Annotated in this window: 20 protein-coding genes, 1 pseudogene and 1 riboswitch; of the genes and pseudogenes, 11 read left to right on the forward strand and 10 right to left on the reverse strand. The window is 68.1% G+C overall.

Features of this window, described 5'->3' with window-relative positions:
* Nucleotide 1: 1 nt before the first annotated feature.
* The gene (locus AC1RJ9_RS13890) at nt 2-871 is read right to left on the reverse strand and encodes an NAD-dependent epimerase/dehydratase family protein (RefSeq protein WP_492837581.1); all 870 of its coding nucleotides are present in this window, start codon (nt 869-871) and stop codon (nt 2-4) included.
* Nucleotides 872-999: 128 nt separating this feature from the next.
* Between AC1RJ9_RS13890 and AC1RJ9_RS13895 the strand changes: the two genes are divergently transcribed.
* Entirely contained in the window at nt 1,000-1,839 is an 840-nt protein-coding gene (locus AC1RJ9_RS13895) for an aldo/keto reductase (RefSeq protein WP_492837485.1), read from the forward strand.
* Between the two features lie 45 nt (nt 1,840-1,884).
* Here AC1RJ9_RS13895 and AC1RJ9_RS13900 read toward each other — a convergent pair whose 3' ends face one another.
* A complete protein-coding gene (locus AC1RJ9_RS13900) occupies nt 1,885-2,238 on the reverse strand; it encodes a hypothetical protein (RefSeq protein WP_492837486.1) in 354 nt (117 codons plus the stop codon).
* A 193-nt stretch (nt 2,239-2,431) separates the two neighbouring features.
* On the opposite strand from AC1RJ9_RS13900, the gene AC1RJ9_RS13905 reads away from it, so the two are divergent.
* The 3 genes from AC1RJ9_RS13905 to rsfS all read left to right on the forward strand — a co-directional run bounded on the left by AC1RJ9_RS13905 (nt 2,432) and on the right by rsfS (nt 4,887).
* Nucleotides 2,432-3,706, forward strand: coding sequence for a glutamate-5-semialdehyde dehydrogenase (locus AC1RJ9_RS13905; RefSeq protein WP_492837487.1), 1,275 nt, complete (start codon nt 2,432-2,434; stop codon nt 3,704-3,706).
* Nucleotides 3,672-4,322: a nicotinate-nucleotide adenylyltransferase gene (locus tag AC1RJ9_RS13910; RefSeq protein WP_492837488.1), complete on the forward strand. Its 651-nt coding sequence runs from the start codon at nt 3,672-3,674 to the stop codon at nt 4,320-4,322. The genes AC1RJ9_RS13905 and AC1RJ9_RS13910 overlap by 35 nt, the downstream gene beginning before the upstream one ends.
* Before the next feature lie 133 nt (nt 4,323-4,455).
* Nucleotides 4,456-4,887 (forward strand): ribosome silencing factor, encoded by a 432-nt coding sequence (gene rsfS, locus AC1RJ9_RS13915; protein WP_492837582.1) that lies wholly within the window; start codon nt 4,456-4,458, stop codon nt 4,885-4,887.
* 6 nt (nt 4,888-4,893) lie between these two features.
* On the opposite strand, the pseudogene AC1RJ9_RS13920 reads toward rsfS, so the two are convergent.
* Nucleotides 4,894-4,984: pseudogene (locus tag AC1RJ9_RS13920) on the reverse strand (hypothetical protein); the annotation flags it as partial.
* Between the two features lie 17 nt (nt 4,985-5,001).
* Between AC1RJ9_RS13920 and rlmH the strand changes: the two are divergent.
* From rlmH to AC1RJ9_RS13935, 3 genes are all read left to right on the forward strand, one after another.
* Entirely contained in the window at nt 5,002-5,466 is a 465-nt protein-coding gene (rlmH, locus tag AC1RJ9_RS13925; protein ID WP_492837489.1) for a 23S rRNA (pseudouridine(1915)-N(3))-methyltransferase RlmH, read from the forward strand.
* A gap of 16 nt (nt 5,467-5,482) precedes the next feature.
* A complete protein-coding gene (locus AC1RJ9_RS13930; protein WP_492837490.1) occupies nt 5,483-6,553 on the forward strand; it encodes a murein hydrolase activator EnvC family protein in 1,071 nt (356 codons plus the stop codon).
* Between the two features lie 113 nt (nt 6,554-6,666).
* On the forward strand, nt 6,667-8,058 hold the full coding sequence (locus AC1RJ9_RS13935; RefSeq protein WP_492837492.1) for a S41 family peptidase: 1,392 nt from the start codon (nt 6,667-6,669) through the stop codon (nt 8,056-8,058).
* Between the two features lie 66 nt (nt 8,059-8,124).
* Here AC1RJ9_RS13935 and AC1RJ9_RS13940 read toward each other — a convergent pair whose 3' ends face one another.
* Both AC1RJ9_RS13940 and AC1RJ9_RS13945 read right to left on the reverse strand, forming a co-directional pair.
* Entirely contained in the window at nt 8,125-9,345 is a 1,221-nt protein-coding gene (locus tag AC1RJ9_RS13940) for a dipeptidase (protein WP_492837493.1), read from the reverse strand.
* Between the two features lie 57 nt (nt 9,346-9,402).
* Nucleotides 9,403-11,793 carry a TonB-dependent receptor gene (locus AC1RJ9_RS13945; RefSeq protein ID WP_492837494.1) on the reverse strand — a complete coding sequence of 797 codons (2,391 nt, stop codon included), beginning with the start codon at nt 11,791-11,793 and terminating at the stop codon, nt 9,403-9,405.
* Nucleotides 11,794-12,076: 283 nt separating this feature from the next.
* A riboswitch (glycine riboswitch) is annotated at nt 12,077-12,191 on the reverse strand.
* Between the two features lie 291 nt (nt 12,192-12,482).
* On the opposite strand from AC1RJ9_RS13945, the gene AC1RJ9_RS13950 reads away from it, so the two are divergent.
* The 4 genes from AC1RJ9_RS13950 to AC1RJ9_RS13965 are packed head-to-tail and all read left to right on the forward strand — an operon-like array spanning nt 12,483 to nt 16,421.
* Complete coding sequence (locus AC1RJ9_RS13950; RefSeq protein WP_492837495.1) at nt 12,483-13,664, forward strand: divergent polysaccharide deacetylase family protein; 1,182 nt, start codon at nt 12,483-12,485, stop codon at nt 13,662-13,664.
* Between the two features lie 22 nt (nt 13,665-13,686).
* On the forward strand, nt 13,687-14,175 hold the full coding sequence (locus tag AC1RJ9_RS13955) for an RNA pyrophosphohydrolase (protein WP_492837496.1): 489 nt from the start codon (nt 13,687-13,689) through the stop codon (nt 14,173-14,175).
* A 23-nt stretch (nt 14,176-14,198) separates the two neighbouring features.
* Nucleotides 14,199-15,614 carry an alpha/beta hydrolase gene (locus AC1RJ9_RS13960; RefSeq protein ID WP_492837497.1) on the forward strand — a complete coding sequence of 472 codons (1,416 nt, stop codon included), beginning with the start codon at nt 14,199-14,201 and terminating at the stop codon, nt 15,612-15,614.
* A gap of 57 nt (nt 15,615-15,671) precedes the next feature.
* Nucleotides 15,672-16,421, forward strand: coding sequence for an alpha/beta fold hydrolase (locus AC1RJ9_RS13965; RefSeq protein WP_492837498.1), 750 nt, complete (start codon nt 15,672-15,674; stop codon nt 16,419-16,421).
* Here the strand turns inward: AC1RJ9_RS13965 and sugE are convergent.
* The 5 genes from sugE to atpD all read right to left on the reverse strand — a co-directional run bounded on the left by sugE (nt 16,418) and on the right by atpD (nt 19,988).
* Entirely contained in the window at nt 16,418-16,741 is a 324-nt protein-coding gene (gene sugE / locus AC1RJ9_RS13970; protein WP_492837499.1) for a quaternary ammonium compound efflux SMR transporter SugE, read from the reverse strand. The two genes, AC1RJ9_RS13965 and sugE, sit on opposite strands and share 4 nt — an antisense overlap.
* A 132-nt stretch (nt 16,742-16,873) precedes the next feature.
* Complete coding sequence (locus tag AC1RJ9_RS13975) at nt 16,874-17,671, reverse strand: hypothetical protein (RefSeq protein WP_492837500.1); 798 nt, start codon at nt 17,669-17,671, stop codon at nt 16,874-16,876.
* 168 nt (nt 17,672-17,839) lie between these two features.
* A complete protein-coding gene (locus tag AC1RJ9_RS13980) occupies nt 17,840-18,100 on the reverse strand; it encodes an ATP synthase F1 subunit epsilon (protein ID WP_066686484.1) in 261 nt (86 codons plus the stop codon).
* Nucleotides 18,100-18,351: a hypothetical protein gene (locus tag AC1RJ9_RS13985; RefSeq protein ID WP_492102718.1), complete on the reverse strand. Its 252-nt coding sequence runs from the start codon at nt 18,349-18,351 to the stop codon at nt 18,100-18,102. The genes AC1RJ9_RS13980 and AC1RJ9_RS13985 overlap by 1 nt, the downstream gene beginning before the upstream one ends.
* Nucleotides 18,351-19,988: a F0F1 ATP synthase subunit beta gene (gene atpD, locus AC1RJ9_RS13990; RefSeq protein WP_492837501.1), complete on the reverse strand. Its 1,638-nt coding sequence runs from the start codon at nt 19,986-19,988 to the stop codon at nt 18,351-18,353. Before atpD ends, AC1RJ9_RS13985 begins: the two co-directional genes overlap by 1 nt.
* Nucleotides 19,989-20,035: the final 47 nt, after the last annotated feature.

Below are 20,035 nucleotides of genomic sequence, written 5' to 3' on the forward strand. Positions count from 1 at the left end.
ATTAGGTGCGTTGGAAGTTGGGCCGGAACCTTCTCGGCGCCCACCCGAAATCCCGCATCGCCGCCGAGCTGTCGAAGGTCAGATCCTGGCCCATCCGCGCGCCCATGGCCACGGTCGCGCCCGGATAGAACGGCTTGGCCAGCCGCATGATCAGACCGAACAGCCAGGTCGGCATCGGCAGGCTGTGCGGAGTCTTGCCCAGGCCCTCGAAGATCCGGTCGACCATCAGGCGGTAGGTCACGGTCTCACCGCCCACCAGGTCGTAGGCCCGGTTCCTCGTCGCCGGCGCGTGGGCGGCGGCCAGCGCTCCAGCCGCCAGGTCCTCGGCATGGACCGGCTGGCGCAGGCCCGCGCCGTCGCCCGATAGCGGCATGACATGGAAGCGGCGGATCAGGCGGGCGATGCGGCTGACGTTCTCGTCGTGGCCCTCGTCATAGATCAGGGTCGGCCGCAGGATGGTCCAGGCGACGCCGTGCTCGGCGCACCAGGTTTCGACCGCCGCCTCGGCCTCCGCCAATGTCCGCGCCACCGCCCGCTCGCCCTCGTCCGGCGAGTCGACCTTGGTGAAGCGGCTGGTCGAGGAGAAGGCGATCAGCCGCTCCATGCCGCGCGCCTTCAGCGCCGGCAGCGCCGTCGGCAGCAGCCAGATCGGCGACAGCGCGAACACCGTCGCCGCCACCGGCAGCCGCTCGTCCAGATCGGCGTCCTTCAGGTCACCACCGATCCAGCAGGTCTCCTCGGTCGGCGGACGCCGGCTGAACGCCGTCGGATCCAGGTCCTCGGCCTTCAGCCGCGCCAGCAGGTGACCGCCGATCAGGCTGGTCGCGCCCAGCACCAGGACCGGCGTCTTCAGGGTGTTCTCAGCGTCCATACCGAACATATAGCCATGCATCTGGAGCATGGCAGCCGAAAGTGCGAGCAGCTTCGGCGCGTTCGCATCAAGGTGGCGCTCGGCCGCCCGGCCCCTATATCCGCCTGACGTCTTCCCAGGAGTTCTCCATGTCCAAGCTCGTTCCCGCCATCCGCTCGGGCGACGTCCTGATGCCCGCCCTCGGCTTCGGCACTTGGCAGCTGGAGAACGGCGCGGCCACGCCGCTGGTCGAGAAGGCCCTGGAGGTCGGCTATCGCCATATCGACACCGCTCAGATCTACGGCAACGAGCGCGATGTCGGCGCCGCCCTCAAGGCCAGCGGCGTCAAGCGCGACGAGATCTTCCTGACCACCAAGGTCTGGATCGACAAGTTCCACGACGGCGATCTCCAGCGCTCGGCCGAGAAGAGCCTGGAAAAGCTGGGTGTCGACCATGTCGACCTGCTGCTGCTGCACTGGCCCAAGCCCGACGTGCCGCTGGCCGAAACCCTGAAGGCCCTGAACGAGGTCCAGTCGCGCGGCCTGACTCGCGCCATCGGCCTTTCGAACTTCCCCTCGGCCCTGCTGGAGGAAGCCTCGAAGCTGTCGGAAGCCCCGATCGCCAACGACCAGGTCGAGTATCACCCCTATCTGTCGCTGAAGACCCTGAAAGCCAAGGCCGACGCGCTGGGCGTCTCGATCACCGCCTGGTCGCCCCTGGCCCAGGGCAAGGTCGCCCAGGACCCGGTGCTGGTCGAGATCGGCCGCGCCCACGGAAAGACCCCCGGCCAGGTCACCCTGCGCTGGATCATCCAGCAGGGGATCATCGCCATCCCCCGCACCAAGAACCCGGCGCGGATCGAGGAGAACTTCGACATCCTCGACTTCAACCTGTCCGATGACGAGATGACCCGGATCCACGCTCTGGCGCGACCGGATGGGCGGCTAGGGGACTGGCTGGACAAGGCCTACGCGTGGGATGTGGAGTAGAGGCTAGTCCGCGCCGCGGGGGCTTCGCCCTCGGGCGGCGGACGATCAGTCGTTCTTGTCGAGGGCGTCGATGTCTTTCTGCACGTCCTTGATCAAGCCCAGGCACCGTTCCTGGTCAGCCTTCGCGAGATCCGGATCCTTTCGGCCGGCGGCATAGGCCTTCGTCCATTCGCCGGCCAAGTACCGCTGCGCGGCCGTCTGCGCATCTCCATCGGCGCCCGTGAGCTTTGAGACAAGGCTGTCAGCGGTCTCCTTAGGAAAATAGCGCTCGCAGCCGCCTACCATGTAAGCCATCTCGCCGAGCAGAACCGCTCGCTTCTTAAATTGTTCGGGCGTCTCGGCCGCTACAGCGCCGGCGAATAGAGACACGGCGATGGCGATCGTCCAGGCAGTGCGCACGTTCCCCTCCTAGGTACATTCAACCCTGGCTAACGCCTCCTGATATCAAAGTCGACAGCGCAACGCCGGGGCGGCCGCCAGGGAAACTCCGTCCGTTTTCAGACGATGACGGTTTCATCCTGCCCTGAAAGCGCCTAGGTAAGCCTCAACCTGAGCATAACTGACCAGGGCCATCAGGATTAGGATGGGGACGATGGACGACGCGGGCGCCGGCTTGCAGGCGACGATGGCGGGGATGGGCCGGACGGCCCGCGAGGGCGCGCATGCGCTCCGCCTCGCCGCGCCAGAGCAGCGCACCGCCGCCATCCAGGCCATGGCCGCCGCGATCCGGCAGGACGCCGTCGCCATCCTGACCGCCAACGCCAAGGACCTGGGCCGCGCCGAGGCCAACGGCGTCTCAGGTCCGATGCTGGATCGCCTGGCCCTGGACGAGGCGCGGCTGGAAGAGGTCGCCGCCGGGGTCGAGGCCGTGGCCGCCATCCCCGATCCGGTCGGCGTCGCCACCGCCCGCTGGACCCGGCCCAATGGCCTGGACATCAGCCGCGTGCGCACACCGATCGGCGTCATCGCCATGATCTATGAAAGCCGTCCGAACGTGACCGCCGACGCCGCGGCGTTGTGCGTGCGCTCGGGCAATGCGGTGATCCTGCGCGGCGGGTCGGAGTGCATCCACTCCAACCTGGCGCTTCACGCTTCGATAGAACGCGGTTTGAAGGCCGCTGGCCTTCCCGCCGCCGCCGTCCAGATCGTCAAGACCCCCGACCGCGCCGCCGTCGGCGCCCTCCTCTCGGGCCTGGACAAGGCCATCGACCTGATCATCCCACGCGGCGGCAAGAGCCTGGTCGCCCGCGTCCAGGCCGAAGCCCGCGCCCCGGTGCTGGGCCACCTGGAAGGTCTCAACCACGTCTTCGTCCACGCGGCCGCCGACGTGAAGAAGGCCGTCGACATCGTCGTCAACGCCAAGCTGCGGCGGGTGTCGGTCTGCGGCTCGGCCGAAACCCTGCTGGTCGACAAGGCCGCCGCCGAAAAGCTTCTCCCGCCGATCGCCGACGCCCTGATCCGGGCCGGTTGCGAGCTGCGCGGCGACGCCGCCGCCCGCGCCATCGAGCCCACGATGAAGAAGGCGACCACCGAGGACTGGACCACCGAATACCTGGCCCCGATCCTGGCCGTGGCCGTGGTCGACGGCGTGGCCGGCGCGGCCAGGCACATCGCGGCCTACGGCTCGGGCCACACCGACGCGATCGTCACCGAGGACGCCGGCGCCGCTGACGCCTTCGTGGTCGAGGTCGACAGCGCCATCGTGCTGGTCAACGCCTCGACCCAGTTCGCCGACGGCGGCGAGTTCGGCTTCGGGGCCGAGATCGGCATCGCCACCGACAAGCTTCATGCCCGCGGCCCGGTTGGGGCCGAGCAACTGACGACGTTCAAATATGTGGTTCGCGGGACCGGCCAGACTCGTCCCTGAGGCCGGCCGGCCCAACGCTCAGCGTCTTGGCTTCCACCTGGAGCCGGGCATGCGCGTCGGCCTGTTCGGCGGCAGCTTCAACCCGGCGCACGAGGGCCATGCCCACGTAGCCGAGACCGCCATGCGCCGCCTGGAGCTGGACCGCGTCATCTGGCTGGTGTCGCCGCAGAACCCGCTCAAGTCCTCGCACGAGACCCGTCCCGTCGCCGAACGGATGGCCAATGCCCGCCGCTGGGCGCGCGGCTCGGGCATGATCGTCTCGGACGCCGAGACGCGCCTGGGGTCGCGGTACACGATCGACACCCTGCGGGTGCTGCGGGCGCGCTATCCCGGCGTGAAGTTTGTCTGGGTGATGGGCGCCGACAGCCTGGCCACCTTCCATCGCTGGCGCGGCTGGACCCAGATCATGCGCGAGGTTCCGGTCGCCGTGATCTCCCGCCCCTGGATCGCGCTGAAGGCCCGCACCTCGCCGGCCGCCCGCCGCTTCGCCTTCGCCCGCTGGCCCGCCAGCGCCGCCGCCAGACTGCCCGACGCCAAGTCGCCGGCCTGGGTCTACCTGACCGGACCGCTGAACTTCGCCTCTTCCACGGCTATGCGGTCACGGCAAAAGGGCTGAAAGCCAAGCTTTCGGGCGTTGCGTGAACGCCTCAGGGGCGCCGACGAATCGGCGTTCGGCCATCACCCCCTCACTTCCGGCTCAATTCCGTGCTATGGAAGATATCCACAGCGAACCCATAAGGAGCAATCCGCTGCGTAGCGACCCCGCGCTTAGTGCGCACGAAGGCCTGGCCGGCGCCGAGTCATCGACTGAATCCCCGGGCCTGAGTCTGCCCCTCGATCTCAAGGCGCTGGAGCGCCTGATCCTGGAACGTCTGGATGACGACAAGGCCCAGGACATCGTCCACATCGACTTGGCGGACAAGAGCTCGGTCGCCGACAGCCTGATCGTGGCGTCGGGCCGTTCGCACCGTCACGTCGGCGCGCTGGCGGACCACCTGCTGCGGGCGCTGAAGGAAAACGGCTACGGCAAGGCGCGGGTCGAAGGCCTGCCGCATTGCGACTGGGTGCTGATCGACGCCGGCGACGTCGTCATCCACCTGTTCCGTCCCGAAGTGCGCAGCTTCTACAATATCGAGAAGATCTGGGCGGTCGACGCCCCGCACCGCACCGCGGCGAACTGATAGCGCCAGGCGACCTCGCCCTTCGACAAGCTCAGGGTGAGGTCTATTGATGCGCGTTCTTGAGATCCTCGCCCTGAGCCTGTCGAAGGGCGGGGATCTCAACGCACTCCCCCGATGAAGATCACCATCCTCACCGTCGGAAAGCTCGGCCGCATGGTCGAGGCGCAACTGGCCGTGGACTATGCGTCCCGCGCCACGGCGTCCGGCCGCGCCCTGGCCCTGGGACCGGTCGAGATCTTCGAGGTCGAGGCCCGCAAGCCCGGCAAGGCGGCCGAGGCCGAGGTGCTGCGCCCGCACCTGGAGGGCGCGCACGTCATCGCCTGCGACGAGCACGGCAAGGTCCGGCCCAGCCGCGCCTTCGCCGACCACCTGGCCCGTCTGCGCGACGACGGGACGCGGCGGGTGGTGTTCCTGATCGGCGGGGCCGACGGCCTGGATCCCTCGATCCTGGCGAACGCCAACGAGACCATGGCCTTCGGCCCCCAGACCTGGCCGCACGCCCTGGCCAGGGCCATGCTGGCCGAGCAGGTCTATCGCGCCGCCACCATCCTGTCGGGCTCGCCCTATCACCGCGACTAGGGCTAAAGGTTGGGCGATGTCCCGCTCGCGACTCGTCATCGCCGTTTGCGCCCTGATCCTCGCCGTCCCGACGGCCGTGGTCGGCTGGCAGCGCGCTGACCGCATCGTCGAGGACCAGCGGGCCAGGGATCGCCAGACCGCCATCGACACCCGTCGCGAGATCGAGGATCTGCGCGCCGAGCTGGACCGCCTGGACCACGCCCGCATCGCCGCCGGCGGCGACGTCGACGCCAAGCGGGCCCGGCTGGAAGCCTTGAACGCCCGCGAGAACGCCATCCTGGCCGACCTGGGCGCCAACCGGCAGCGGCTGTCGCTGCTGCTGTCGGCCCTGCAGCTGTTCCGCCGCGATCCGCCGCCGGCGCTGCTGGTGACGCCGAACGATGCGCGCGATGCGGTGCGGGCCGCGATCCTGATCCGCGCCATGACGCCCGAGCTGCAGAAGCGCGCCGAGGCCTATGGCCGCCAGGCCGTGGCGGTCGGGACACTGCGCCGCGAGGCCGCCGCCGCCTCGGCCGAACTGTTCACCGCCGAGAGCGCGGTCGCCGATCGCAAGGGCGAGATCGAGCGACTGATCATCGAGAAGACCCAGCTGGAGCGGGCCTATGCCCAGGAGGCCCTGACCCAGCAGAACGAGCTGCGCACCCTGGGCGCCCTGACCGACGGCCTATACGCGCCAGGAGGGGGTAGGGTCGAGGCCACCGGGCCGCTGGTGCTGCGACGTCCCGCCGCCGGCGAGATCGTCCGCCGTTTCGGCCAGGAGATGCCGGCCGGCGGCAAGTCGCCCGGCCTGACCGTGCGCACGGAGAAGGGCCTGACCGTCACCGCTCCCGTCGCCGGAACCGTCGAATACGCCGGCGCGCTGAGCGGCTGGGGCGCGGTGCTGATCCTTCGCGCCCAGGGCGCCTATCACGTGGTCGTGGCCGGCCTCGACCAGATAACGGCCTCACCCGGACAATCTGTCGCGGTCGGCGCCCCCATCGGGAAGATGCCGGATCATGTATCTTCCGAGCCGGAACTCTATCTAGAGGTCCGGGAGAACGGCGCCCCGGCCGATCCGGAGCGTTGGCTCAAACAGGAGTCGCGGTAGACGGCTTTTTCAGTAATGGTGGCCGTAATTATACCTCCGATCCCTGACAGGGTTGGATGGAGCTAAATTCGGTTGCGGCGCCGCGCGTCGCGTAGGGAGCCTTCCGGGCCTTAATGCGCAAGTACCTGCTCATCGGCGTTTCCGCCTTCGTCCTCGGCGCGGGGGCCATGGCTTATGTCAGTCCCATCGCCCAGGCCAACAACGCGCCTAAGACCAAGACCTACAAGATGCTTGAGCTGTTCGGCGACGTGCTGGGCACGGTCGAGGACCAGTACGTCACCGAGGTCGACGACAAGAAGCTGATCGAAGCGGCCCTGGACGGCATGCTGACCAGCCTCGACCCGCACTCGGGCTATCTGGCGCCCGACGCCTACGAAGACATGCAGGACACCACCCGCGGCGAGTACGGCGGTCTCGGCCTGGAAGTGACCAGCGAGGACGGCGTCGTGAAGGTGATCTCGCCGATGGACGGCACCCCGGCCTCGCGCGCCGGCGTCCAGGCGGGCGACTACATCACCGCCGTCAATGGCCAGAGCGTGCTGGGCCTGACCGTCAACGAGGCGGTCAAGCAGATGCGCGGCCAGCCCGGCGAAGGCGTCACCCTGACCATCGCCCGCGACAAGACCGATCCGTTCGACGTCAAGCTGGTCCGCGAGGTGATCAAGCCCAAGGCCGCCATCGCCCGCATGGAAGGCGACTATGGCTACGTCCGCCTGCCCGGTTTCAACGAGAAGGCCACAGACGCCCTGGTCGCCTCGATCAATGACCTGAAGGCCAAGAACCCGAAGATGAAGGGCCTGATCCTCGATCTCCGGAACAATCCGGGCGGCCTGCTGGACCAGGCGGTCGGCGTGGCCGACGTGTTCCTGGACGGCGGCGAGGTGGTCAGCCAGCGCGGCCGCGATCCGCGCAACATCCAGCGCTACAACGCCCGCCCGGGCGATCTGCTGAACGGCATGAAGATGGTCGTGCTGATCAATCAGGGCTCGGCCTCGGCCGCTGAGATCGTCGCCGGCGCCCTGCAGGACCGTCACCGCGCCGAACTGGTCGGCCTGACCAGCTTCGGCAAGGGTTCGGTGCAGACCGTGATCCCGCTGCGCGGCGGGGCCGACGGCGCCCTGAAGCTGACCACGGCCAAGTACTTCACGCCGTCGGGCCGCTCGATCCAGAAGACCGGCATCGCCCCGGACCTCGAGGTTGCCCAGACCCGTGACCAGGCCCAGGACATCGCCAACCGCGTCTGGTTCAGCGAGGCCAGCTTCAAGAACGCGCTGAACGCCGACGAGGGCAAGAGCCGCGTGGGCGTCCACACCCCGGCCGAAGCCCCACCGACCGCTTTCGACGACAAGAAGGGCGACTTCCAGCTGCAGCGCGCCATCGCCGTGCTAAACGCCGGCGGCGTCGCCAATACGCCGAAGCTGCCAAAGCCGGCGGCCAAGGTCGCCGAGGTCACCGCCAAGGCGGCCGCCGCGGCGAGCGGCAAGCCGGTCAGCGAGAACAAGTAGGGTTTCGCCTTCCTCGATCCGATCAGCGCCGCTCCGGGCAACCAGGGCGGCGCTTTTCGTTGGTCCTTACGCCGCCTTGGCCGCCTCGGCCGCGCGCAGCAGCCTCAGGACGTTGCCGCCCCAGATCTTGGCCAGGTCGTCGCGGGTGTAGCCCTCGGCCAGCAGGCGCTCGCTGATCTTCCAGTAGTCCGAGGCGTCGTTCAGACCGGTCACCCCGCCGCCGCCGTCGAAGTCGATGCCGATCCCGACGTGGTCGACGCCGGCCACCTTCAGCGCGTGGTTCAGGTGGTTCATGAAGTCCTCGAAGGTCGCCTTCGGGACGGGGTATTTGGCGTCGATCGCCTTCATCTCGGCCATGAAGCCCGCGCGCTCGGTCTCGGTCATCTTGGCCCGCGCGCCCGCCTTGGCCCGTAGCGCCGCCATGGCCGCGTCGCGCTCGGCGTTCTTGGGCGTCTCGATCAGATAGCTGGAATAGGCGTCGACCTGGATCACGCCGCCGCTGGCCGCCAGGGCCTTGATGCGGGCGTCGTCGACATTGCGCGGGTGGTTGAACACCGCCTTGCAGCCCGAGTGGGTCAGGATCACCGGCGTCTTGGACAGGGTGATCAGCTGATCCAGCACCTCGTCGGACGAGTGCGAGCCGTCCAGCACCACGCCCAGGCGGTTGGCCTCGGCGACGAACTGTTTGCCCAGCGGCGACAGGCCATGCCACTCGGGCGTGTCGGTCGAGCTGTCGGCCATGTCGTTGTTCTTGAAGTGCGCCAGGCCCGAGATACGGACACCCAGCGCATAGAAGGTCGAGAGCAGGGTGACGTCGCCATCCATCGGATAGCTGTTCTCGACGCTGACGAAGACCACGCGCCTGCCCTGGGCGGCGATGCGCTCGGCGTCGTCGGCCTTCAGGGCCAGGGCGAACTTGTCGCCGTGCTTGGCGACCATTTCGCGGATCTCGACGCCGCGGATGATCGCCGCGTCGCGGGCGGCGCGCGTGGCCTCGGGCGTGCGCGGTCCCTGGTTGGTGAAGATGGCGAAGAAGCCGCCGTCCAGCCCGCCCTCGACCATGCGGGGATAGTCGATCTGTGAGCCGTCCTTGTCGACGGAATGGCGATCGAGAATGTCCCAGCCCGGCCGGCCGAAATTGGCGGGGGTGTCCAGGTGGGTGTCGAGGGTCAGCAGGCCCTCGTGCAGCTTGCGCGCGGCGGCCGGATCGGCGGCCCAGGCCGTCATGGGCGCGGCGCCGGCGACCAGGGCCAGGGCGGCGCTCGTGGCGAGGAGGAAACGGGTCATGAGTACGCTCGAAAAGGGTCCGGCCGGCCTTTGCAGAGGCCGACCGGAGGGCGGGGACTAGAAGTCGGCGGAGATCGTGAACTGGATCGTGCGCGGCGGGGCCGGACGGAAGCTGGCGGGCGTGTTCACCGTGGTGTTGATCGTGCCCAGATAGTCCTTGTCGAACAGGTTATCGATGTTGACCCGCGCCTTGACCTGGCTGAACGGTCCGGCCGCGAAGCCGTCGCCGATATCGATATAGGCGTTGACGATGGTGTACGCGCCGACCATCTCGCTGTTGACGAAGTTGGTGAAGCGGCTCTCCAGGTGGCGGGCCGAGACGTTCATCAGCAGGCCGTCGAACGGCTCCAGCGTCACGCCGCCCTGGAACACCCAGTCAGGGAAGTCCGGCACCTTCTTGCCGGCGACGGCCAGGGTGGTCGGCGCGGCCGTGGTGCTGGCGCGATAGTTCAGGACGTCGTCCTGGAACTTGGCGTCGTTGTACGAGACGTTGGCGTTGAAATAGGCCTTGCCGGCGAAGATCTCCGGCTTCCACTGGCCGCTGAACTCGACGCCCTTGGCCTTCACCGCCCCGACGTTCTGATAGAAGGTCTCGGTCGTGCCGCCGCCGCCGGGCACCAGCGAGGCGAAGGCCTGCAGGCGGTTCTTGAACTCGGTCTGGTAGGCCACGATCGAGGCGTTGAACGTCTTGTGGTTGGCGCGGTAGCCCAGCTCCCAGTTGGTCGAGGTCTCGGGATCGGGGCCAGCGACGGTCGGGCTGGCGGCCGAGAAGATGTCGTCGGCGCCGCGCGGCAGGGCCATGTTCTCCGAGTACGAGGCGAACACCTGGTCGCGGCCGGTCACGCTGTAGACCGCGCCGACCTGGGGCAGGAAGCTGTCCTTCCAGTTGTCCTTCAGGATCGGGTGGCGGCCGGCGATGTAGTCGGCCGGATTGCGATAGCCGGCGATCTTGTAGTCGATGTCGGTGGCCTTGAAGCCCAGCTCCAGCTTCAGCTTGGCGTCCAGCAGGGTGACGGTGTCCTTGACGAAGAACTGCTTGGTCTCGCGCAGCGACTTGTAGTCGCGCTGGGCGTGGACCCGCTCGTTGAACAGCGGCTTGCCGTCGGGATTGCCGTTCTCGACGTTGTAGCGGTTCTGGGTGCGGTGATAGTCGTCGTTCTCCAGCCAGAGGCCGGCCTCGATCTTGTTGAAGCCGAGGCGCCAGGCGACCTTGGCGGTGACGCCCTTGCGGATGCCGTCGATGCCGGAGAGGCCGTACTGGATGCCGCGCGGGGCGACGATGCCGGCCACCTTGCCGACCTCGGCGTCATAGCTGGACTTAGAGGTCGAATAGGCCTCGGGGGAGACGCCGTAGCCGCCCTTGTCCTCGTAATAGGCCGTGGTGGTCAGGTCGACATTGTCGGTGATCGGCGTGTTCAGCGTCAGGCCGTAGAGGTGATCCTTCCGCTTGTTGACCGCGAACTTGTAGTACTGGGCGTAGTTGGCGTTGGAGTACGGAACCCCCGCCTCGGTCTCGGGCAGGCTGCCCGTCGGGGTCGACAGCGGCGTGCCAAACGGAACAGAGGTCGGCACCGAGCCCAGGTACGAGAAGTAGCGCCCCTTGCGGCCGAAAATGTCGCCCGCCGTCCCGGCATATTGGGCCTTGGTGATCGACGGGCTGTCATAGTCGAAATAGTCGTTGTGGACGGTCTGGAAGCTGATGTCGCCGCCGTTGGGCAGGTCGTACTTCAACTTGCCCTCATAGTGCTTGCGATCGATCGTGCCCGGGCCGCGCCACAGGTCGCCCTTGATCCAAGAACCGCTGACATAGCCCGACAGCGGACCCACCTTGCCGGACTCCAGGCGCAGGAAGGTGCGGCGAAGGTTGTCGCTGCCGAAGGTCTGGCTGATCGCGCCGCCCGCCTCTTGCGACGGCGCCTGGGTGAAGTAGTCGACGATGGGGCCCAGCGAGGCATAGCTGGGCAGGGCGACGTCGCCGGCCCCGGCCGAAGCGGTCACCCGCAGCAGGTTCTCGTTGTCGACATAGCGATAGATCGGGCTGCCGCCGAACTGGTCGCTGCGGCCCATCGGGATGCCGTCCAGCAGGAAGCCGATCTGCTGGAAGTTGAAGGCCCGCACCGAGACCGAGTTGCCGAACTCATACATGCCCAGGGCGTCGTTGGCCTGGACGTTGAAGCCCGGCAGGCTCTCCAGCATCTTCAGGCCGGTGATCCCCGCCGGCGCGGACAACAGAGCCTCGCGGGTGATCGAAACGGTGGCCGTGGCGTGGTCGGTGCCGATGGCGACGCTGGCTTCCGACAGGCGCTTGCCGGTCACCACGACGGTTTCCAGTTCGGCCGCCTTGTCGGCTTCCTGGGCCAGGACCGGCGTGGCGCTTCCCAGAACCGAGGCGGCGAGCAGCAGCGCCCTAAGACGAACGGCGGCGTGTGCAGGTATGCGAGTGGTCATGACTATCCCCGATCATTTTTACCAGGGCAGCGTCATCAACAGCTCATCGCAGGTAAACTAAGAATTTCTCGGATCGTATTCACATAATCACAAAGTGGAAACGTTACGCATCCATGTTCGATTTATGAACACTTCGAATATGTTCATTTTATATACCTAACAGATATCTCACGAAAGTCGTACACGACGATCGCGTTCATTACATTTGGCTATATCGATATGGAAATGCCTAGATCTGCATTGGCGCACGCGTGGGTCTGAGCGGGCCGGGACGGCTCGCCTTCGCACCCCCGCTGTCCTTGGGCCTGAGAGATTCAGCGCCCCGTCTCCGATGGACGGGCGGTCGCCTTGCTCCTTCGGCGAGGGCGTTACGCGCCCTGCTTTCCAGCGTTCAACATCTCGCGCGGTCCTTCTGCTTGAGCGTTTCCGGGGCGGTTTCGCCTTCAGCGCCGGGCCGGGGCCCGATCTCTCCCGCGAGAGGACTCCAGGGAAAGAGCCGGGGCCGCGCCCGTCAACCGATCAGACCGTCCGCGACCACTCTCATTGGTCAGCGCCTGCGGCGATTGCAGAAAACGCCAATTTCAGCGGCGCCCGCGTCGCCGCGCCGCGGCCAAAAGGTCGTCAGAACGCCATCCGGCCATATCTCGTTAACCATATGTTCGAAGCTTGCCCGCTAGCCTTAAGAGGTCATGGCCGTCTCCTTTTCGCGTAAGCCCGCCTATGCCGCCGCCGCGCCCGCTCCGGGCGGGTCCGGCGACCTGCGCGCCAAGCTGATGGCCGCGGTCAGCAATCCCTTCATCGGCGCCAGCGGCGCGGCCTGCCTGTTCCTGGCTTCGCTGGCGACGCTGGTCCTGATCACCAGCGACCCGCACGCCGGCTCGCCGGTGATTCGCCTGGAGCTGACCAAGATCGGCGCCACCAAGAACGCGCCTGAGGGCTGGCGCGAGGGCTTGGGCGGCGAGGATCCGCACGGGGCCGAGCTGGCGCCCGGCCAGTTGGGCCTGTCGGCCAATCCCTTCGCCCCGGCGAAGCCCGAAGAAGACAAGGCGCCGGCCGCCGAGGGCCTGCAGAACCTGCCGCCGATCCAGCAGGGCCCGGGCCTGGCCCAGGCGCCGATCGCCGGCCTGACCGCGCCGGGCCCCGGCGGCGGTCCTCTGCCGATCATCGGCGCCGACGGCCGCACCGCGGCCGAGGCCTATGCTCGCCCCTTCACGCCCAACGGCCGCCCCAAGGTGTCGATGGTCATCGGAGGGCTCGGCCTCAACGCCCAGACCACCCGCGCGGCGATCGAGACCCTGCCGGGCGAGATCACCCTGTCCTTCGCGCCCTATGCCGAGGGCCTGCAGGGCTGGATCGACCTGGCCCGCGCCCATGGCCACGAGGTGCTGCTCGAGACCCCGATGGAGCCGGCCGACTATCCGGCCAACGATCCGGGTCCCTATACCCTGATCGCCGCCAACCGGCCCGAAGACACCGTGCGCAAGCTGGAATGGCTGATGTCGCGCGCCACCGGCTATTTCGGCCTGTCGAACTATCTGGGCGCCCGCTTCGTCGATAACGACCAGGCGATGGCCACCTTCAACGGCGTGCTCAAGTCGCGGGGCCTGGCCTTCGTCGACGACGGCCTGGCCGCCCGCCGCGCGGGCCCGATCCCGCGCGCCTCGGCCGACCGGGTGATCGACGACGAGCTCTCGGCCGGAGCCATCGACACCCAGCTCAAGGCGCTGGAGACGGGCGCGGCCGGTCGCGGACAGGCGCTGGGCTCGGGCTTCGCCTATCCGGTGACGATCAACCAGGTGCGTATCTGGGCCGCCGGCCTGCAGGCGCGCGGCATGCAGCTGGCCCCGGCGTCAGCCCTGGCGCACCGCTAGAACTCGTGGAAAAAGGCTCGGCATGACCGAGCTCGACCATCCCAAGCACCGACCGAACGTCGGCGTCGTCCTGTTCCATCCGGACGGCCGCGTCTGGCTGGGTCGTCGCCACAAACAGCCCCCGCCCTACAATTGGCAGTTCCCGCAAGGCGGGGTCGACGAAGGCGAGGACCTGGAGGCCGCCGCGCGCCGCGAGCTGGCCGAGGAGACCGGCGTCAGCTCCGTCGAACTTCTGGGCCGCACCGAAGGCTGGATCACGTACGACTTTCCGCCCGAGGTGCTGGCCAACGAGAAACGCTCGCGCGGCTGGCTGGGGCAGAAGCAGGTCTGGTTCGCCTATCGCTTCATCGGCGACGAGGCCGAGATCGATCTGGAAGCGGACGCGCACGTCGAGTTCGACGCCTGGAAATGGGGCAGGCTCGACGAAGCACCCGAACTGATCGTACCCTTCAAGCGCGGGGTCTACGAAGCTGTGGTCGCCGCGTTCCAGGAGTTCGCGCGCGGCGGCTGATCTCCCGCGCTGGGGAGTATCGAATGGCGAATACGGTCCTGCTGATTCACGGCTATGGCTGCGCGGGGGACGTCTGGGGTCCCGTCGCCGCGCGGCTGAAGGCCGAAGGCTATCGCGTGGAGGCGCCGACCATCCGATCTGCGGTGCGCACGGTCGAAGGTCCGCGCGCGGGTCTGGTCGGCCTCTCCCTGGCCGACTATGTCGCCGAGATGAGCGCCCTGGCCCAGACCCTGGCCAAGGAGACCGGCAAGAAGCCGCTGGTCTTCGGCCATTCGATGGGCGGGCTGATCGCCCAGAAGGTCGCCGAGGCCGGCCATGCGTCTGCGCTGGTGCTGTTCGCCCCGGCCTCGCCGGCCGATGCGCGCGGCAAGCCGAAGCTCTCTCCGGTCTTCACCTTCCTGAACATGGCCCTCCGATCCAAACCCGAGACTCGGGCGGGCAAGATGTGGAAGACCGGCTTCAAGTTCGGCGTCATGAACGCCGTGCCGGCCGAACGTCACGACGCGCTCTACGCCACAATGGTCTATGACAGCGGCCAGGCGCTAGCCGACCTGGCGTGGCCGCACAAGGACGTCCACAAGACGGCCTATGTCGACGAAGCCAAGGTGACCGTGCCGATCCTGATCAATGCCGGCGCCCTGGACCGCACCACGCCGCTGGACGACGTCCAGCGCCTCGGCCGCAAGTACCCGCAGGCCGACCTCAAGATCTATCCCAACAACGCCCATTATCTCATAGACGAGCCCAACACGATGAAGATCCTCGACGACGTGATCGCCTGGCTGACGGGCAAGAAGCAAACCCCGGCCACGACGGCGGCTCCGGCCCCCGCGCCCGCCCCGGCTCCGGCTCCGGCCAAGCCGCCCGAACCCGCGCCGACGCCCGCGCCCGTGAAGGCGGCGGAACCGACACCGGCTCCGGCTCCGGCGCCCGCGCCGACCCCGGTGGCGGCGGTTCCCGCTCCGGCGGCCGAGAAGCCCGCGCCGAAGAAGGCGGCGGCTCCCAAGGCCGCCGCCAAGCCGAAGGCCGAGGCGAAGCCCAAGCCGCCGGCGAAGGCCGCGCCCGCCAAGGCCGAGGCCGCGCCGAAGCCGGCCGCGAAGGCTCCAACCGCCAAGGCTCCGGCCAAGGCCGCCGCCGCGCCGAAGCCCGCCGCCAAGGCTGCACAGGCCCCGAAGGCCGCTCCGGCCGCCAAGCCCAAGGCCCCCGCCAAGCCGAAGGCCGAGGCCGCTCCGGCTCCCGCCAAGGCCGCCGCGCCGAAGGCCGCTCCGAAGGCCGCGGCCGCGAAACCGGTCGCCGCCAAGGCCGCGCCCAAGGCTGCCGCTCCCAAGGCCGCCGCCGCCCCGAAGGCCGCGGCTCCGAAAGCAGCCGCCGCGCCCAAGGCCGCCGCCAAGGCCCCTGCGACAAAGACGGCCGCCAAAACCTCGCCCAAGGCGAAGTAGAGCGTGTAGGCTGCTCCCCGCCGGCTGCTTCGTCGGCGGGGTTTCTTTAGGGCGTTCATGCGCGCACCCGTGATCATGGTCCACGGCGCCTTCTGCGGCGGCTGGACCTTCGACGCCTTCCGCGCGCCGTTCGAGGCGGCGGGTCATCGCGTGCTGACGCCCGACCTGATCGGTCATGACGGCCAGAGCAGCGCCGCCGGTGTCTCGATGAGCGACTACGCGCGCCAGATCGCGCGCCAGATCGAGACCTGCGAGACGCCGCCGATCCTGATCGGCCACTCGATGGGCGGCCTGGTCGCCCAGATGGCCGCCAGCCGCGCCAAGGCCTCCAAGCTGATCCTGCTGGCCCCCTCCGCGCCCTGGGGCGTCTCGGGCGCGAGCCTGGAGGAGGCGGTCTCGGCCGTCAGCCTCTACACCCTCGGCCCCTACTGGCTGCAGGCCATCGCGCCGGACTATGGCGTGGTGCGGCGCTACAGCGTCGACCGCCTGCAGCGCCCCGAGCGAAAGGCGATCTTCGCCCGCATGACGGCCGAGAGCGGCCGGGCCCTCTGGGAAACGCTCAATTGGTGGCTGGACCCGTTCATGACCACCTCGGTCTCGGCGCCGGGCTGTTCCGTGCTGGCGATCGCCGGCGGCCAGGACGTCATCCATCCGCCCGCCACGGTCCGCCAGACAGCCGCGCGCCTGGGCGGCGGCGTCGAGGTGTTCCCCGAGATGAGCCACTGGCTTCCGGGCGAGCCCGGCTGGGAGGCGGTGGCGGAACGGTGCCTGGCGTTTATCGCTGACGAAGGCCGGGCAGCCGCTTAAGCCGTCGGCGAGAACACCTTCAGCCCCAGGATCCCGGCCACGATCAGGCCCAGGCAGACGAGCCGGGCGGCCGTCGCCGGCTCCTTGAACAGCACGATGCCGACGATGGCCGTGCCGACGGCGCCGACGCCGGTCCAGACGGCGTAGGCCGTGCCCAGAGGCAGGGTCTTCACCGCCCAGCCCAGCAGCCCCATGGACAGCACCAGGCTGATCGCCGTCAGCGCGATCGGGATCGGCTTGGTAAAGCCCTCCGTGAACTTCAGGCCCACGGCCCAGCCCACTTCGAAGACGCCGGCGATGAGGAGAATGATCCAGGCCACGACGAGCCCCTTTCCTGAAAAGGTGGGGTCGTCCCCGGACAATCGGCTTTCGCGAAAAGCAAAAGGCGCGGGGGTCGTCCCCCGCGCCTCGCCTAGATAGATCGCGCCGCCCCGAAGGGCAACCAACGGGCCTTAGCGGCTGGTGGTGCTGTACAGGATCTGGGCGCGTTCGAAGTTCTTGCCGACCGAGGTTTCGTCGGTCTTCTTCAGGCGCATGAACACCAGACCGGCGTGGCCGCCGGCCCAGGCGTCGTCCCACGACACGGTGAAGCGGCGGAAGTCGCTGCCGACCGTCTGGTCGTTGCGGATCAGGCGCAGCTGCGGGCTGTTTTCCCAGGTGGCGTAGTCGTGCAGGGCGTTGGCCAGTTCCTGGGCCTGCTCGGGGGTCTGCGCGTAGTCGATGGTGATCGTGCAGACGTTCTTGTTCGAGCCCGGGTTATCCAGGGTGATGTTGTAGGGCTTCTCGAGCGCGAAGACCCACTGTTCCTTCTTCTTCTTGAAGCCGTAGTCCTTGACCAGCTGGGCGAAGTCGCCGCCGGCGACCGACGGCTTGCAGACCCTGTCCAGCACGTCCATCAGGCGGACCGACAGCGGGTCGGTGGTGCGCGGACCACGAACCGGAGCGGTATAGGTTTCGGCCGGAGCGGCGCCGGCCGCCGGCGCGGGCACCGGCGGAGCGGCTTGTCCATCAGCCGGGGCGGCGGCGGGCGGCGCGGCTTGATCAGCCGGAGCGGCGGCCGGAGCGGCCTGATCGGCCGGAGCAGGCGCGGCGGCCGGAGCCGGAGCGGGCATGGCGGCGGGAGCGGTGGTTTGCTCCTGGGCGACGGCGGCGGTCGAGACCGCGCCCATTCCTAGAAGGGCGGGTGCGATCAGGCTGGCGAGCGCAAGGCGCATAGGCTGGATATCCCCAACAAGACGAGAGGTCGGCATTAAAACCGACGGGCGGTCCCTCGCAACCCTTATGGCTGCGGATTAAGACCAAGATTAGGCCACAAGTGTAATTTTCTCACTCATGACGCGACGGATGGTCGCTCCGCACGCGAAAACGCCCCCGATCACGAGGACCGAGGGCGTTTCAGAACACGTAGCAAACCTGAATCAGGCCGCTTCGACGGCGTGCTCGGCCAGGATCGTCAGGCCTTCCGGACCGACGTCGGCGAAGCCGCCCTGGATGTCGAACACCTTGGTCGTCGCGCCGTCCTTCACGGTCACCTTGCCTTCGCGCAGGGTGGTCATGAACGGAGCGTGGTTGGCCAGGACGCCGAAGTCGCCTTCCGCGCCGGGAGCCTGGACCATGTCCACGTCGCCGGAGAACAGTTCGCGCTCGGGCGCGACCAGGGAAAAATGCAGCTTGGCCATCAGTTGAAGGTCTCCTCGACACCGCCCAGGGCGGCCTCGATGTCTTCGTCGGTCTGGATTTCGGTCCCGCAGAACGGGCAGAAGTGGATCGTGGCCAGCATCAAGCCGGTCTCGCCCTCTTCTTCCCGCTCACCGAGGTTCAGCAGGATCAGGCCGCTGTCATGCTCGATGAGACCGGCGTTGGTGTCCGGAGACACCGCCTCCGCCAGCTCCTCGCAGCAGAAACCGGCCAGTTCCGTGTCTTCGGTCATCAGGCTTCAGCCGCCATCTTTTCGGCCTTGGCCACGGCTTCCTCGATCGCGCCGACCATGTAGAAGGCGCCTTCCGGCAGGTGGTCGTATTCGCCGTCCACGATGCCCTTGAACGAGCGGATCGTGTCCTTCAGCTGGACGAAGGCGCCCGGCGTGTTGGTGAACTGCTCGGCGACGTGGAACGGCTGCGACAGGAAGCGCGAGATCTTGCGGGCGCGCGAGACGACCAGCTTGTCCTCTTCCGACAGCTCGTCCATGCCCAGGATGGCGATGATGTCCTTCAGGGCCTTGTACTGCTGCAGCACTTCCTGGACCGAGCGGGCCACGTTGTAGTGCTCTTCGCCGATGACCAGCGGGTCCATGATCCGCGAGGTCGAGTCCAGCGGATCGACGGCCGGGAAGATGGCCTGGGCGGCGATGTCGCGGCTCAGAACGGTGGTGGCGTCCAAGTGGGCGAACGAGGCGGCCGGGGCCGGGTCGGTCAAGTCGTCGGCGGGCACGTAGATGGCCTGGACCGAGGTGATCGAACCCTTGTTCGTCGAGGTGATACGCTCCTGCAGGTTGCCCATCTCGGTGGCCAGGGTGGGCTGATAGCCCACGGCCGAGGGGATGCGGCCCAGCAGAGCCGACACTTCAGCGCCGGCCTGGGTGAAGCGGAAGATGTTGTCGACGAACAGCAGCACGTCCTTGCCTTCTTCGTCACGGAAGTATTCCGCGATCGACAGGCCGGTCAGGGCGACGCGGGCGCGGGCGCCCGGGGGTTCGTTCATCTGGCCGTAGACCAGGGCGCAGCGCGAGCCTTCGGTCGAGCCGTTGTTGGCCTTCGGGTCGACGTTGACGTTCGACTCGATCATCTCGTGATAGAGGTCGTTGCCTTCGCGGGTGCGCTCACCCACGCCGGCCAGAACCGAATAACCGCCGTAAGCCTTGGCGATGTTGTTGATCAGTTCCTGCATCGTCACGGTCTTGCCGACGCCGGCGCCGCCGAACAGGCCGATCTTGCCGCCCTTGGTGTAGGGGCACATCAGGTCGATGACCTTGATGCCCGTGACCAGCACTTCAGCGGTGTTGGTCTGCTCGGCGAAGGTCGGGGCGTCGCGGTGGATCGTGCGGTAGATGTCCGACTTGATCGGGCCCTGCTCGTCGATCGGCTCGCCGATGACGTTCATGATGCGGCCCAGGGTGCCCGGACCGACCGGAACGCGGATCGACTCGCCGGTGTCGCGCACGGGCTGGCCGCGAACGAGGCCTTCGGTGGCGTCCATGGCGATGGCGCGGACGGTGTTCTGACCCAGGTGCTGAGCGACTTCGAACACCAGGCGCTGGCCGGTGGCGGTGTTGACGGTCTCGACGGCGTTCAGGATCGCCGGCAGCTCGCCGGTGAACTCGATGTCGACGACGGCGCCGATGATCTGCACCAGGCGACCGGTGGCGCCATCCAGGTTGACGGCGGCGTTGGCCGAGGCGGCGGCGGCGGCCTTCGGGGCGGCCGGCTTCCTGGCGGCCGGAGCCTTAGCGGCGGCGGGAGCCTTCGCGACAGCGGCCTTCGGCGCCGCGGCGGCCTTGGGGGCGGCGGGCTTCTTGGCGGCGGCGGCCGGCGTTTCGGTGGCGGGAGCCTTAGTCGGGGTCTTGGCCATGGCTTGCGGTCTTTCGGTCTCTGCGTGCTTGTGTCGTTAGGCTTGGA

The organism is Caulobacter sp. GW822-FHT07D08 (genome assembly GCF_058798735.1).

Coding starts and splice junctions, on each gene's coding strand:
- AC1RJ9_RS13910 (WP_492837488.1), top strand. CDS start 3,672: ATGTGGTTCGCGGGACCGGCCAGACTCGTCCCTGAGGCCGGCCGGCCC.
- rlmH (WP_492837489.1), top strand. CDS start 5,002: ATGAAGATCACCATCCTCACCGTCGGAAAGCTCGGCCGCATGGTCGAG.
- AC1RJ9_RS13935 (WP_492837492.1), top strand. CDS start 6,667: ATGCGCAAGTACCTGCTCATCGGCGTTTCCGCCTTCGTCCTCGGCGCG.
- AC1RJ9_RS13905 (WP_492837487.1), top strand. CDS start 2,432: ATGGACGACGCGGGCGCCGGCTTGCAGGCGACGATGGCGGGGATGGGC.
- AC1RJ9_RS13940 (WP_492837493.1), bottom strand. CDS start 9,345: ATGACCCGTTTCCTCCTCGCCACGAGCGCCGCCCTGGCCCTGGTCGCC.
- AC1RJ9_RS13965 (WP_492837498.1), top strand. CDS start 15,672: ATGCGCGCACCCGTGATCATGGTCCACGGCGCCTTCTGCGGCGGCTGG.
- AC1RJ9_RS13930 (WP_492837490.1), top strand. CDS start 5,483: ATGTCCCGCTCGCGACTCGTCATCGCCGTTTGCGCCCTGATCCTCGCC.
- AC1RJ9_RS13890 (WP_492837581.1), bottom strand. CDS start 871: ATGGACGCTGAGAACACCCTGAAGACGCCGGTCCTGGTGCTGGGCGCG.
- AC1RJ9_RS13945 (WP_492837494.1), bottom strand. CDS start 11,793: ATGACCACTCGCATACCTGCACACGCCGCCGTTCGTCTTAGGGCGCTG.
- AC1RJ9_RS13955 (WP_492837496.1), top strand. CDS start 13,687: ATGACCGAGCTCGACCATCCCAAGCACCGACCGAACGTCGGCGTCGTC.
- AC1RJ9_RS13985 (WP_492102718.1), bottom strand. CDS start 18,351: ATGACCGAAGACACGGAACTGGCCGGTTTCTGCTGCGAGGAGCTGGCG.
- AC1RJ9_RS13895 (WP_492837485.1), top strand. CDS start 1,000: ATGTCCAAGCTCGTTCCCGCCATCCGCTCGGGCGACGTCCTGATGCCC.
- AC1RJ9_RS13980 (WP_066686484.1), bottom strand. CDS start 18,100: ATGGCCAAGCTGCATTTTTCCCTGGTCGCGCCCGAGCGCGAACTGTTC.
- atpD (WP_492837501.1), bottom strand. CDS start 19,988: ATGGCCAAGACCCCGACTAAGGCTCCCGCCACCGAAACGCCGGCCGCC.
- AC1RJ9_RS13960 (WP_492837497.1), top strand. CDS start 14,199: ATGGCGAATACGGTCCTGCTGATTCACGGCTATGGCTGCGCGGGGGAC.
- AC1RJ9_RS13950 (WP_492837495.1), top strand. CDS start 12,483: ATGGCCGTCTCCTTTTCGCGTAAGCCCGCCTATGCCGCCGCCGCGCCC.
- AC1RJ9_RS13975 (WP_492837500.1), bottom strand. CDS start 17,671: ATGCCGACCTCTCGTCTTGTTGGGGATATCCAGCCTATGCGCCTTGCG.